The organism is Amycolatopsis sp. NPDC114505 (assembly GCF_055633615.1).
Genome location: NZ_JBVKDV010000003.1, coordinates 995,352 through 1,007,836 on the forward strand (window position 1 = coordinate 995,352; position 12,485 = coordinate 1,007,836).

General features: G+C 71.7%; 8 protein-coding genes. 3 read left to right on the forward strand and 5 right to left on the reverse strand.

The genetic code is table 11. From position 1 onward, the window contains the following. The first annotated feature begins 276 nt into the window (after window positions 1–276). Complete coding sequence (locus tag ACZ7OU_RS33925) at window positions 277–1,137, forward strand: TIGR03619 family F420-dependent LLM class oxidoreductase (RefSeq protein ID WP_470258350.1); 861 nt, start codon at window positions 277–279, stop codon at window positions 1,135–1,137. Between the two features lie 173 nt (window positions 1,138–1,310). On the opposite strand, the gene ACZ7OU_RS33930 is transcribed toward ACZ7OU_RS33925, so the two are convergent. Further along, window positions 1,311–2,519, reverse strand: a complete 1,209-nt coding sequence (locus tag ACZ7OU_RS33930; protein ID WP_470258351.1) for a GNAT family N-acetyltransferase — start codon at window positions 2,517–2,519, stop codon at window positions 1,311–1,313. 105 nt (window positions 2,520–2,624) lie between these two features. Further along, a complete protein-coding gene (locus tag ACZ7OU_RS33935) occupies window positions 2,625–4,010 on the reverse strand; it encodes a sugar porter family MFS transporter (protein WP_470258352.1) in 1,386 nt (461 codons plus the stop codon). Window positions 4,011–4,352: 342 nt separating this feature from the next. Here ACZ7OU_RS33935 and ACZ7OU_RS33940 point away from each other — a divergent pair, with 342 nt between their 5' ends. Next, window positions 4,353–7,058, forward strand: a complete 2,706-nt coding sequence (locus ACZ7OU_RS33940; RefSeq protein WP_470258353.1) for a cellulose binding domain-containing protein — start codon at window positions 4,353–4,355, stop codon at window positions 7,056–7,058. Between the two features lie 61 nt (window positions 7,059–7,119). Here the strand turns inward: ACZ7OU_RS33940 and ACZ7OU_RS33945 are convergent, their stop codons facing one another. After that, on the reverse strand, window positions 7,120–8,607 hold the full coding sequence (locus ACZ7OU_RS33945) for a cellulase family glycosylhydrolase (protein WP_470258354.1): 1,488 nt from the start codon (window positions 8,605–8,607) through the stop codon (window positions 7,120–7,122). A 442-nt stretch (window positions 8,608–9,049) separates the two neighbouring features. Between ACZ7OU_RS33945 and ACZ7OU_RS33950 the strand changes: the two genes are divergently transcribed. Continuing rightward, window positions 9,050–10,180 (forward strand): cellulose-binding domain-containing protein, encoded by a 1,131-nt coding sequence (locus ACZ7OU_RS33950; RefSeq protein ID WP_470258355.1) that lies wholly within the window; start codon window positions 9,050–9,052, stop codon window positions 10,178–10,180. Here ACZ7OU_RS33950 and mgrA read toward each other — a convergent pair. Together mgrA and ACZ7OU_RS33960 are read right to left on the reverse strand one after the other, a co-directional pair. Beyond that, window positions 10,177–11,172 carry an L-glyceraldehyde 3-phosphate reductase gene (gene mgrA, locus ACZ7OU_RS33955; RefSeq protein ID WP_470258356.1) on the reverse strand — a complete coding sequence of 332 codons (996 nt, stop codon included), beginning with the start codon at window positions 11,170–11,172 and terminating at the stop codon, window positions 10,177–10,179. The two genes, ACZ7OU_RS33950 and mgrA, sit on opposite strands and share 4 nt — an antisense overlap. 34 nt (window positions 11,173–11,206) lie before the next feature. Next, entirely contained in the window at window positions 11,207–12,400 is a 1,194-nt protein-coding gene (locus ACZ7OU_RS33960) for an AGE family epimerase/isomerase (RefSeq protein WP_470258357.1), read from the reverse strand. Window positions 12,401–12,485 lie beyond the last annotated feature (85 nt).

The window sequence follows — 12,485 nt, forward strand, 5'->3', positions numbered from 1 at the left end:
AAACGGGCATTCGCCCGCCAACCCGCCCCGCCGGTGCGTCCACTGGCTGGGACACCGTAAGTCCACAATGGATTACCGATTCCACCCTGCCTCCACGTTTTCCCGGGTCTCCACCTTGTCGCGTCCCGCGCCGGCGCACCGCTCCTCGCCTGCGCACCCAGGTCGCTTCGATCATCGCTCGAGCGAGGCTCGATGTTACTCTCCGCGTCCACGTTGCCACTTTTCGCACTCGCGGCCGACCTTGAAAACTGAAACACGTTCTAATACGCTCCTCGCGTGGACTACGGAATCGTGCTGTTCACCAGCGACCGAGGCATCACCCCGGCTTCCGCGGCGCGCGCCGCGGAGGAGGCGGGGTTCGCCACCTTCTACGTGCCCGAGCACACCCACATCCCGGTGAAGCGGGAGTCACCGCACCCGCGCACGGGTGACGCGTCCCTGCCCGACGACCGCTACAGCCGCACCCTCGACCCGTGGGTCGCGCTGGCGACGGCGGCCGCGGTGACGTCGCGGATCCGGCTGTCCACGGCGGTGGCCCTGCCGGTGGAGAGCGACCCGATCACCCTCGCCAAGACGATCGCGAGCCTGGACCACCTCTCCGGCGGCCGCGTGACGCTCGGCACCGGCTTCGGCTGGAACGTCGACGAGCTGACCGACCACGGCGTCCCGGGCAACCGCCGCCGCACGGCACTGCGCGAGTACCTCGAAGCGATGAACGCGCTGTGGACCTGCGAAGAAGCCTCCTACGACGGGGAGTTCGTCTCGTTCGGCCCGAGCTGGGCGTGGCCCAAGCCGATCCAGGCGCACATCCCGGTGCTGCTCGGCGCGGGCCCGACGGAGAAGACGTTCCGCTGGATCGCCCGCCACGCGGACGGCTGGATCACAACGCCGGCGGACACGGATCTCGACGGGCACGTGGCCCTGCTGAAGGAGATCTGGCTCGCCGAGGGACGGGCGGGGGCGCCCCGGATCTGCGCGCTCGGCGAGCGGCCCGACCCGGACCGGTTGGCGCACCTGGATTCCCTCGGCGTGACCGAGACGATCTTCGGGCTGCCGGACCGGGAGCCGGCGGAGGTCGAGGCCTGGATCGGACGCCTCGCGGGCAAACTCGGGCTCGCGCCCGTCCCCGCCGTCTGACCGCGAGGGGCACCGCGGCACTCGCGACGCGCAAGGGTGCGTCGCCGCGAGCGGCCGGTCCAATGCCAGCCGCGGGCGGCTGCGCGATCCTCCGGTCGAGGCGTGGATCGGGCGCCTCGCGGGCAAACTCGGGCTCGCGCCCGTCCCCGCCGTCTGACCCGGAAGCCGCCCGGTCAGAACCAGTGCAGGCAGTGCGGCGCTCGCTCGGCGCGGAAGAGCGCGTCAGCAAGACCCGCCGCCTCCGGGTGGTGGGCTCGGACGTGCCCGGCGCGCACCAGCGTGCTCGGGGCCGTGCCGCCCAGGTACAACGAGCCCAGGTCGGTCACGTCCAGGGACAGGTCGGGCTCCCGGTCCGTCGGGACGCAGTCGGCCTTGCCGTCCCGGACCGTCAGCAGGTGACGGCCCCGCTCGCCGAGGAACGGGTCCTCGACGTCGAGGACCAGCTCGCCGTCGGCGGCCCAGCCGCGCGCGGTCAGCGCCCGCGGGACGTCCAGCAGCCGGACCCAGAGCCAGTCGGTCTCGTCGGTCACCTCGCCGGCGCGGAAGTCGGCCAGCTGCCAGCGCAGGGGGTGATCGGGCGGGCACTGCCGGAACACGACCTCGGTGGCCAGGTCGTGGTCCAGCAGGAACCGGGCCAATGCCGTGGCGACGGCGTCGTCGGCCGCGATCGTCTCGTCGACCGTCAGAGTGCCCGGCCCTTCCATCAGGTACGTCGCGTAGCCGTCCGGGACGCCGCCGGCGTCGCGGTGGACGGCGACGTACCGCGGCGCCGGGGCGATCGGCGGCCGTCCCGCGCCCCGGGTCCACCAGTGGTGCGGCCGGGACAGCGCACCCGGCCGGGCCCGGCGGTAGCGGTCGTAGACCTCCTCCAGGAGCCCGGTGCACTCGGCGCGCGGCAGGACCTCGATCGAGCCGGGCACCGGACCGGCCGCGGCCCGCGGGACGGCGAACGCGGCTCGATGACGCGCCACCGTCAGCCGGTGCGTGGTGGTCGCCGGCCCGTAGCCGAACCTGCGGTAGATCAGGGCCTCGCTGGCCAGCAGCACGGAGAGGAACTCCCCGCGCGCCCGCACGTCAGCGAGGTGGTGCCGCATCATCGCGGTGAGCACGCCCTGTCGCCGGTGCGAAGGCAGGACGCCGACGGCGGTCACCCCGGCGGCCGGGGCGATGGCCTTCCCGGGCAGGGTCAGCTCGAAGGAGTACGCGGCCGCGGTGGCGAAAGGCTTCCCCTCCGCCGTCACGGCGAACAGGCACCGGTCCGGTTCCAGCGCCGACCAGACCCGGCCGCCCTCGCCGGGAGGTTCCGGGAAGCGCCCGAACGCGGCGAAGAGCGTGTCGACGAAGACGTCGCGGTCCTGCTCGGTCGTGGGACGGATCTCCATCGGGGCACAGTGCAGCGCCGAACGGCGGCGGGGCAAGCGAATTACCGCAGCGGCGGGGCACGGACGCATCCGTGCCCCGCCGCTTTGCCCCGTTACCCCCCGGGGTCAGCTCGTGGCCGCGACTCCCTGCCGCGCCCGGAGGTCGAGCTCGATCTGCTCCAGCGAGCGGCCCTTCGTCTCCGGGACGAGCCACTTGGTGAGTGCGAACAGCACCACGTTGATCCCGGCGAACAGGAACATCGACCCGCCGATGCCGAGCGAACCCGCGGCGGAGATGAGCGGGAACACCGCGCTCACGATGCCGGTCGCCGCCCAGAGGACGACGCTGCTGACGCCCATGCCCGTCGCGCGGTACTTCAGCGGGAACACCTCGGCCATCATCACCCAGACGACCGCGCCCCAGCCGAGCTCGTAGCCGACCAGGTACAGCACCATCATCACCAGCATCAGGATGCCGCGCGTGCCGGTGTCGTGGACGTTCAGCACGACGAGCCCGGCCGCCACCAGCGTGATCACCATGATCACGTTGCCGATGAGCAGCAGCGGCTTGCGGCCCCAGCGGTCGACGACGAACACGACCCACGCGGTGAACAGGAACTTCGTGACGCCCAGCAGCACGCCGGACAGCAGCGCGGCCTGCGTGGCGAAGCCGAGGCCGATCAGCATCGTCGGGAAGTACGCGTTGATCGCGTTGACCCCGCTGAACTGCTGGCCGACCGCGAGCAGGATGGCGACGATCATCATCGGGCGCACGAAGCCGGAGAACAGGTCGCGGAAGCGCGGCTTGCCCTCGGTGTCCATCTGGATGACCTCGCGGATGGTCGCGATCTCCTCGTCGAGGTTCACGGTGTTGCCGTGCGCGCTCTCCAGCACTCGCCGGGCTTCGGCTTCCTGGCCGTTCTTGAGCAGCCAGCGCGGCGTCTCCGGCAGGAACGCGAGCCCGACGAGCAGGATCGCGGCGGGCACGATCGCGCCGGCGAACATCCAGCGCCACGCGGAGATCGGGCCGAGCCAGTAGCTGACCAGGAACGCGATCAGGATGCCGAGCACGATGAAGATCTGGTTCAGCGCACCCATCGCGCCCCGCAACCGGGCGGGCGCCAGTTCGGACAGGTAGGTCGGCACGGTCGACGACGAAAGGCCGATGCCGAGGCCGATCACCAGCCGCGAGATCACGAGCAGCGCGAACGTCGGCGAGAAGCTCGCCGCCAGCGTGCCCACGATGACGATCACCGCGGCGACCATGATCGTGCGCCGCCTGCCGAGCGCTTCGTTGATGCGGCTGGAGAACAGCGCGCCCACGATGGCACCGACCGACAGGCTGGCGGTGATCACGCCCTTGTCCCAGGCGGTCAGCGACCAGGCTTTCCCGATGAACGGGAGCACGCCGGAGATCACCCCGAGGTCGTAACCGAAGAGGATGCCGCCGAGCGCGCCGAAGAAGTACAAGGTGGTTCGGCTGATGTGCCGCGCCGGGGCTGTCTGCGTCATTGCCGGGTCGCCTCTTTCGTAGGTCCAGTCCAGCCAGCGGCACCACACTCACACGCCGGAAAAAACCGGGCAAGACAGTGGTTGGTAACAATTCAGAAACGTGATCGACGTTCACATATGTGATACCGGTTGGCGCACAACGTTGCTCCGTCCGCCACACCCTCCCTTCCGGTCGCGAACCGGTACACAATGGACACGGACGGCCGGTTCCGCCGGTTCACGAATTCCATTGTGGACGGAGTCGGCGAGCGAAATCGTCGAAGCGTTTGACCTGGTCCGAGCCGTGGTTTAAGTTCCTGGAAGCGCTTCCAGCCTCCTGTCGGCAGACTTGTGGAGGCAACCGTGCGAAGTACGCGTTCCCGATCACCGAGACACCTGCTCGCGATCCTGCTGGCCGTCCTGACGCCGGTCGCCGTCGCGGTCACCGTCGCCGCCGCGCCGGCGTCCCCCGCCGCCGTCGCGGCCACCACCACGTGGCGCAACGCGGAGATCGGCGGCGGCGGGTTCGTCCCCGGCATCGTCTTCAACCAGACCGAGCCCGGCCTCGCCTACACCCGTACCGACATCGGCGGCGCGTACCGCTGGAACACCGCCACCGGGCGCTGGATCCCGCTGCTGGACTCGGTCGGCTGGACCGACTGGGGCCACAACGGCGTCGTCAGCCTCGCCACGGACCCCGTCGACCCGAACCGCGTCTACGCCGCGGCCGGCATGTACACCAACAGCTGGGACCCGAACCCCGGCGCCGTCCTGCGCTCGGCCGACCGCGGCGCGACGTGGCAGGCCGCGGCGCTGCCGTTCAAGCTCGGCGGCAACATGCCCGGCCGCGGGATGGGCGAGCGGCTCGCGATCGACCCGAACCGCGACAGCGTCCTCTACCTCGGCGCCCCGAGCGGCAACGGGCTCTGGCGCAGCACCGACTCCGGCGTCACCTGGGCGAAGGTGACCGCCTTCCCCAACCCGGGGAACTACGCGCCCGACCCGAGCGACCCGTCGGGCTACTCCAGCGACAACGAGGGCGTCACCTGGGTGACGTTCGACCCGTCGACCGGCACCCGCGGCAGCACCACGCAGACGATCTACGTCGGCGTCGCCGACAAGGCGAACACCGTCTACCGCAGCACCGACGGCGGCACGACGTGGGCGCGGCTGGCCGGCCAGCCCACCGGGTTCCTGGCGCACAAGGGCGTCCTCGACCCGGTCGGCGGCTACCTCTACCTCGCGACCAGCGACACCGGCGGCCCGTACGACGGCGCGAAGGGCGACGTCTGGAAGTACGCCACGAAGACCGGCGCCTGGACGCGGATCAGCCCGATCGCCTCCGACAGCGCCGACGACTACTTCGGCTACAGCGGCCTGACGATCGACCGGCAGCACCCGAACACCCTGATGGTCGCGACGCAGGTGTCGTGGTGGCCGGACGTGATCTTCTTCCGCAGCACCGACGGCGGCACCACCTGGACGCGGATCTGGGACTGGACGAGCTACCCGGACCGCTCGCTGCGCTACACCCAGGACATCTCCTCGGTGCCGTGGCTGACCTTCGGCGTCCAGGCCGCTCCCCCGGTGCCCTCGCCGAAGCTCGGCTGGATGACCGAGTCGGTGGAGATCGACCCGTTCGACTCGAACCACCTGCTCTACGGCACCGGCGCGACCATCTACGGCACATCCGACCTCACGAAGTGGGACAGCGGCGGGAAGATCACGCTCAAGCCGGTCGTCGGCGGCCTCGAGGAGACCGCGGTGCTGGACCTGATCAGCCCGCCCTCGGGCGCGCCGCTGCTCTCCGGGCTCGGCGACATCGGCGGGTTCCGGCACGACAGCCTCGACGCCGTCCCGTCGGCGATGTTCACCTCGCCGGTGTTCACGACGACGACCAGCCTGGACTACGCCGAGCTGAACCCGGCGACGATCGTGCGCACCGGCACGCTCGACCGGACCGCCCGGCCGAACGACAACCGCGTCGCCTTCTCCACCGACGGCGGCAAGAACTGGTTCCAGGGCGCCGAACCGGGTGGCGGCGCGAGCGGCGGGACGGTGGCCGCGGCCGCCGACGGCAGCCGGTTCGTGTGGAGCCCGGACGGCGCGGGCGTCAGCTACTCGGTGGGCTTCGGCTCGTCGTGGACGGCGTCGGCCGGTATCCCGGCGGGCGCGGTGGTCGAGGCCGACCGCGTCGACCCGAAGCGGTTCTACGGGTTCGCGGCGGGCCGGTTCTACGTCAGCACCGACGGCGGCGCGACGTTCACCGCGACCGCGGCCACCGGGCTGCCCAGTGCGTCGGTGCACTTCAAGGCGGTGGCGGGCGTGACCGGCGACGTCTGGCTGGCCGGCGGCTCCGGGTCGACGTACGGTCTGTGGCACTCGACCGACTCCGGAGCGTCCTTCACGAAGCTGAGCGGGGTCGCCGAAGCCGACAACATCGGGTTCGGCAAGGCCGCTCCCGGCCGGACGTATGCGGCGTTATACACCATCGCGAAGATCGGTGGCGTGCGCGGGATCTTCCGGTCGGACGACGCGGGTGCCTCGTGGACGCGGATCAACGACGACAAGCACCAGTACGGCAACATCGGGGCGGCGCTGAGCGGCGATCCGCGGGTGTACGGCCGGGTGTACGTCGGCACGAACGGGCGAGGCGTGATCATCGGCGAGTCCGGCGGCGACCAGCCGCCGCCCACGACGACGACCACGTCTTCTCCCCCGACGACCACGACCACTCCGGTGCCGTCTTCGTCGTGCACCGCGGCCTACACCGTCACGAACCAGTGGCAGGGCGGCTTCCAGGCCGGGGTGAAGGTCGGCAACACCGGAACCGGTGCGGTCAACGGGTGGACGGTCACCTGGTCGTTCGCCGACGGTCAGCGCGTGACGCAGGCTTGGAACGCGCAGGTGACGCAGACCGGCACGGCGGTCTCGGCGGTCGACGCGGGCTGGAACAAGACGATCGCACCGGGCGGCAGCGCCGAGTTCGGCTTCACCGGGACCTCCGGTACCGCCAACGGCAAACCCACCGCGATCGCGCTCAACGGCAGCCCCTGCACCACGTCCTGACGGAGGAACGGGAACGGGGCGGCGGAAGGGTCCGCCGCCCCGCCCCCCACGCCCGGTCCCGTCAGCCGGCCGCGAGGAAGTGGGCGCGGATGCCCGCGCCGAACGCCGTCGGCGTGCCGTCGTAGGACGTGATGAGCGCCGGGCCGGACGTGCACGGCCAGGTGTTCCAGGTCCAGCCGAGGTAGGACGCCTGGTGCCGGTCGAACCAGTCCATCAGCCCGGTGACGTACCCGCTCGCACAGTCGTTCTCGCCGATTTCCCCGGCCACCAGCGGCACCGCCGCGGCGACCGGCGCGAGCTGGCTGTCCCAGCACGACGACGAGCTGCACGTGTTGAAGTTGTACGAGTGCCAGGAGGCGGCCAGGTTGCCGGCCGGGTCGCTCGGCTTGTACTGCAGCCAGCCGGTGAGGTCGTTGGAGTAGGCGAGGCCGCCGAGCATGATCACGTTGGTCGCGCCGGTCGCGCGCACCGCGTTCACCAGCGTCTGCATGCCCGCCACCGGGTAGCCGATGCCCGAGCACGCCGAGCCGCCGTCCCGCCAGCACGTCCACGCCTGGGCCGAGCCGGACACCGCGCGGTCGAGGTAGGGCTCGTTGAACAGGTCGAGGATGGTCGCGTTGTCGCCCTTGAACGTGGTCGCGACCGACGTCCACAGGTCCACCGAGTGCTCGCTGTCGGTCATCGGCTTCTGGCAGGTGGCGTTGACGTCGCTGCACGCCGAGGAGTTCCCGGTGTAGACGCCGTGCGTCCAGTGCAGGTCGAGGATCGCGACCAGGCCGTTGTCGTGCAGAAGGTCCACATAGGACTTGAGGGCCGCGCGGTAGGGGGCCCCGGCGTACCGGGGGTCCACGTTGGACAGTCCCAGCCAGCAGTCCTCGTTGAAGGGGACGCGCACGACGTTCGCGTGCCAGCTCCTGATGGCGGCGACCGAGGCCGCGTCCATCGGCCCGTCGAAGAGGCCGTTGCCCTGCACGCACGCGAACTCGCCGCCGGAGCGGTTCACCCCGCGCAGCGTCACCGGCGTGCCCGCCGCGTCGGCCAGCCGGTTGCCCGAGACGTGCAGCTGGGGCGCACCGCTCGGGGGCGGCGTGGACGTGGTGGTCGGTGTGGTCGGGGCGGTGGTCGGCGGCTGGGTGCCCCCGCACGGTTCGCCGTTGACGCTGAACGACGTCGGTGCCGCGTTCGCCCCGCTGTAGCCGAAGTTCGCGCCGGCGGTGACCGACGCGTTCGGGGCGATCGTGGCGTTCCAGGTCGCCGGGGTGAGCGTGACGGTCTTGCCGGACTGCGCCCACGTGCCGTTCCAGCCCTGCTGCAGCTGCTGGTTTCCGGTGTAGGCATAGCTGATCCGCCAGCCGGACAGCGGCGCCGTCCCGAGGTTCTTCAGGCTGAGGGTGGCGGTGAAACCGCTTCCCCAGTCGTTCACCGTGTAGCCGACCTCGCAAGCTGTCGCCGCCGAGGCAGGTGAAGGTGTGCCGAGCGTGAACGCCGTCGTCGCGCCGACGACGGCGAGCGCGCTGAAGGCGCCGAGCAGTGCTGGTCCGGAACGCATCGATCACTCCCTTGGTCCTGAACAAGCTCGAGTCCGATACAGAGGTGTGAGAGCGCTCCCAGCAGCGCTGGACAGTACTCGTCGCCGCCGGACGCTGTAAACCCCGCCGTGATCTTGGCCAGGAATTCTCCGAATCCACTCCAACGGCCGCATCCGGCGCCGCCGGACGGTGGCGCAGCGCGACTACGGGATGCTTTGCCTCCCAACGGCTTCGGCCGTTCAGGAGCGTTCAGTTGTGGCTCACCCCAGCCGACGCACCCGAAAGCGGACCACCGGGCCGGCTCGCGTCCGGGTCGCGCTTTACAACGACGACACACCGGGGTTACCTTTCCGGCGGCTGGAAGCGCTCCCATGCCAGGTCGCCTCATCAGAACGCGGCCACCACCCAGGGGCGCCGTGGCGTGAGCCGCGGCGCCCCTGTCCGCGTCCCCGGGAGGCCCCGATGCACAGGTTCGCCGCCGCCCTCGCCGGATTCTGCCTCGCCGCGAGCACCGTCGTGGTCGTCGCGGCCGGGCCGGCGACGGCCGCGCCCGCGTGCGAGGTCGGCTACCGCGTCAACCAGTGGCAGACCGGGTTCACCGCCGAGATCACCGTGACGAACGGCGCCACCGCGCTCGGTTCCTGGGCGCTCACCTGGCACTACGCCGGGAACCAGTCGGTGACGTCCGCCTGGAACGCCACCGTCCGCCAGTCCGGCGCCGCGGTCACCGCGGAGAGCCTGCCCTACAACGCCGCGCTGCCCGCGGGCGGCACCGTCTCGTTCGGCCTGCAGGGCACCTCCACCGGGACCAACGCCGACCCGGTGGACTTCGCGCTCAACGGCGTCGCGTGCGGGGACCCCGCTCCCCCGGTGACGACGACGCCGACCACCACGACGTCCGCACCGCCGCCCGCCGGGTGCGGGACCGCGACGTTCTGCGACGACTTCGAGCAGCAGACCGGCAGCGCACCGACCGGGCGCTGGACCGTCGGCGCGGCGAACTGCCAGGGCACCGGCACGGTGACCGTCGACCCCGCGGTCGCGCACTCGGGCACCCGCTCGGTGAAGGTCGCCGGCGGCGGTAACTACTGCAACCACGCCTTCTTCGGGACGAGCGTGTCCGGTTCCGGTGTGCTGTACGGCCGGTTCTGGGTCCGCCACACGACCCCGCTGCCCGCCGGGCACGTGACGTTCATGGCACTGCGCGACACCGCGGACGGCGGCCGCGACCTGCGGGCCGGCGGGCAGAACCGGGCCCTGCAGTGGAACCGCGAGTCCGACGACGCGACGCTGCCCGCGCAGAGCCCGGCCGGCGTCGCCCAGAGCGTCCCGCTGCCGACCGGCGCCTGGTCGTGCTTCGAGTTCGCGATCGACGGCGCCGGCGGGCAGCTGCGGACGTGGCTGGGCGGCACCGAGGTGCCCGGGCTGGTCGTCGACGGCGTGCCCACGCCCGACGTCGACCAGCAGTGGCTCGCCCGGGCCTGGCACCCGGCCGTGACCGACCTGCGCCTCGGCTGGGAGAGCTACGGCACCGACGCCGACACGCTGTGGTTCGACGACGTGGCCGTGGGCACCGCCCGGATCGGCTGCTAGGCCGCGACGATCCGGTCGATCTCGGCCAGCTCGTCGTCGGAGAAGTCCAGGTTCGCGGTCGCCGCGACGGTGTTCTCGAGCTGGGCGACGCTGCTGGCCCCGATCAGCGCCGAGGTGACGCGGCCGCGGCGCAGCACCCAGGCGATGGCCAGCTGCGCCAGCGTCTGCCCGCGCCGCTTCGCGACGTCGTTCAGCGCGCGGATCGTCGCCAGGGTCTCCTCGGTGAGCCGGTCCTTCGTCAGGAACGGGCTGGCGCCGGCCGCCCGCGAATCGGCCGGGACGCCGTCGAGGTAGCGGTCGGTCAGCAGGCCCTGGCTCAGCGGCGAGTACGCGATCGAGCCGACGCCGTGCTCGTCCAGGGTGTCGAGCAGGCCGTCCTCGACCCAGCGGTTCAGGATCGAGTACGACGGCTGGTTAATCAGCAGCGGCGTGCCGAGCTCCTTCAGCGCGGCCAGCGCGGCCGTGGTCTGCTCCGGCGAGTAGTTGGAAATGCCCGCGTACAGCGCCTTTCCGGACCGGACCGCGGTGTCGAGGGCACCCATGGTCTCCTCGATCGGCGTCTCCGGGTCCGGGCGGTGGGAGTAGAAGATGTCGAAGTGGTCGAGGCCGGTGCGCGCGAGACTCTGGTCCAGGCTGGCCAGGACGCTCTTGCGCGAGCCCCACTCGCCGTACGGGCCGTCCCACATCAGGTAGCCGGCCTTGGACGACACCAGGATCTCGTCGCGGTACGGGCGGAAGTCGGCGGCGTAGTGCCGGCCGAAGTTCGCCTCGGCCGCGCCTGGCGGCGGGCCGTAGTTGTTGGCCAGGTCGAAGTGCGTCACGCCGAGGTCGAACGCCCGGCGCAGCACCGCGCGCTGGACGTCCAGGGGCTTGTCGTCCCCGAAGTTGTGCCACAGGCCGAGCGACACGGCGGGCAGCTTCAGCCCGCTGCGTCCCGCTCGCCGGTACGGCATGCCCGCGTACCGGTCTTCGGCGGCGGCGTAAGGCGACATGGTTCTCCTCGTCGGCATCGGGTTCCGGCGCAGTCTAGCCGCGCTTGATCAGCGCGCCGGCGAACGACGCGGCGGGCGGCAACGCGGGCAGGAGCGTCGCCTGGTAGGCGTGGTAGATGTCCGGTTTGCCCGCCCAGACCGCGGCGGCGGGGCGGTTCTCCGGGTCCAGCTCGTGGTGCCACGAGCCGAGTCCGCGATCGACGAAGCACGCGTCGGCGTGGTCGCACCACTCCCGGAACCGGTCGAGGTAGGCGGCGTCGCCGGTCTCCTGGTGCAGCGTCCACGCGGCGGCGATCGCCTCCGCCACGACCCAGTGCAGGCGGGTGCGCACGACCGGCGTCCCGGCGAAGTCGGTGGTGTAGACGAAGCCCGGGTGGCCGTCGACGGCCCAGCCGTGGCGGACCGCCGTCGCGAACAACGCCTCCGCGTCCGGCAGCAGCCACTCCGGCGCGCCGGTCCCGAGTGCGCGCTTGAGGTGCACGGCCAGCCGCGCCCACTCGAAGAGGTGACCGATGGTGGCGCCGAACGGCCGGAACGGGTGAGCCGGCTCGTCCCGGTTGTGCTCCAGCCGGACGTGCCAGCCGGCGTCGTAGTGCTCCGGGAGCAACCAGCCGTGAGCGCGGGCCTCGCCGTGCACCAGGTGGTCCATAATGGACAGCGCGCGCTCGGCCCACACGCGGTCGCCGGTGACGTCGGCCGCGGCCAGGAACGCCTCGACCGTGTGCATGTTGGCGTTGGCCCCGCGGTAGTCCTCCAGGTGCGTCCAGCCCCGGTCCCAGACGTCGGCGACGCGGCCGGCGTCCGGTTCCCAGAACCGGCGTTCGACGACTTCGAGGGCCTCGGCCAGCAGGGCTTCCGCTCCCTCGGCGCCGGCGGCGACCGCGCTCGACGCCGCCAGGACGACGAAGGCGTGTTCGTAGGCGCGCTTCTCTGACAACGTTGTCGTCGCGTACCAGCCGCCGTGGTCCGGATCACGAAGCGGGCCGGTCAGCGCTGCGACGCCGTGCGCGACCTGCTCGCCGCTCGCCGCGCCCTGGAGCCGGGCCAGCGCGAAGACGTGCGTCATCCGGCAGGTGATCCAGGATTCGACGGGCCGGTCGAGGACCGGGCGCCCGGCGTCGTCGAGCCAGGCGAAGCCGCCGGCGGGATGGGCCGCGTGGGCGGCGAAGCCCAGGAGCCGGGCGGGTTCGGCGCGCACCCAGGCGGGAACCGATGACGGACTGTCCACTCTTTGCCCTTCTCCACGGCCGGCCCGGTGATCGGCTACCTCCGCCAAGGTAGGCCACGGCGCCGCCGGTCGTCACCGCGGGATT

Coding starts and splice junctions, on each gene's coding strand:
- ACZ7OU_RS33930 (WP_470258351.1), bottom strand. CDS start 2,519: ATGGAGATCCGTCCCACGACCGAGCAGGACCGCGACGTCTTCGTCGAC.
- ACZ7OU_RS33935 (WP_470258352.1), bottom strand. CDS start 4,010: ATGACGCAGACAGCCCCGGCGCGGCACATCAGCCGAACCACCTTGTAC.
- ACZ7OU_RS33945 (WP_470258354.1), bottom strand. CDS start 8,607: ATGCGTTCCGGACCAGCACTGCTCGGCGCCTTCAGCGCGCTCGCCGTC.
- ACZ7OU_RS33950 (WP_470258355.1), top strand. CDS start 9,050: ATGCACAGGTTCGCCGCCGCCCTCGCCGGATTCTGCCTCGCCGCGAGC.
- mgrA (WP_470258356.1), bottom strand. CDS start 11,172: ATGTCGCCTTACGCCGCCGCCGAAGACCGGTACGCGGGCATGCCGTAC.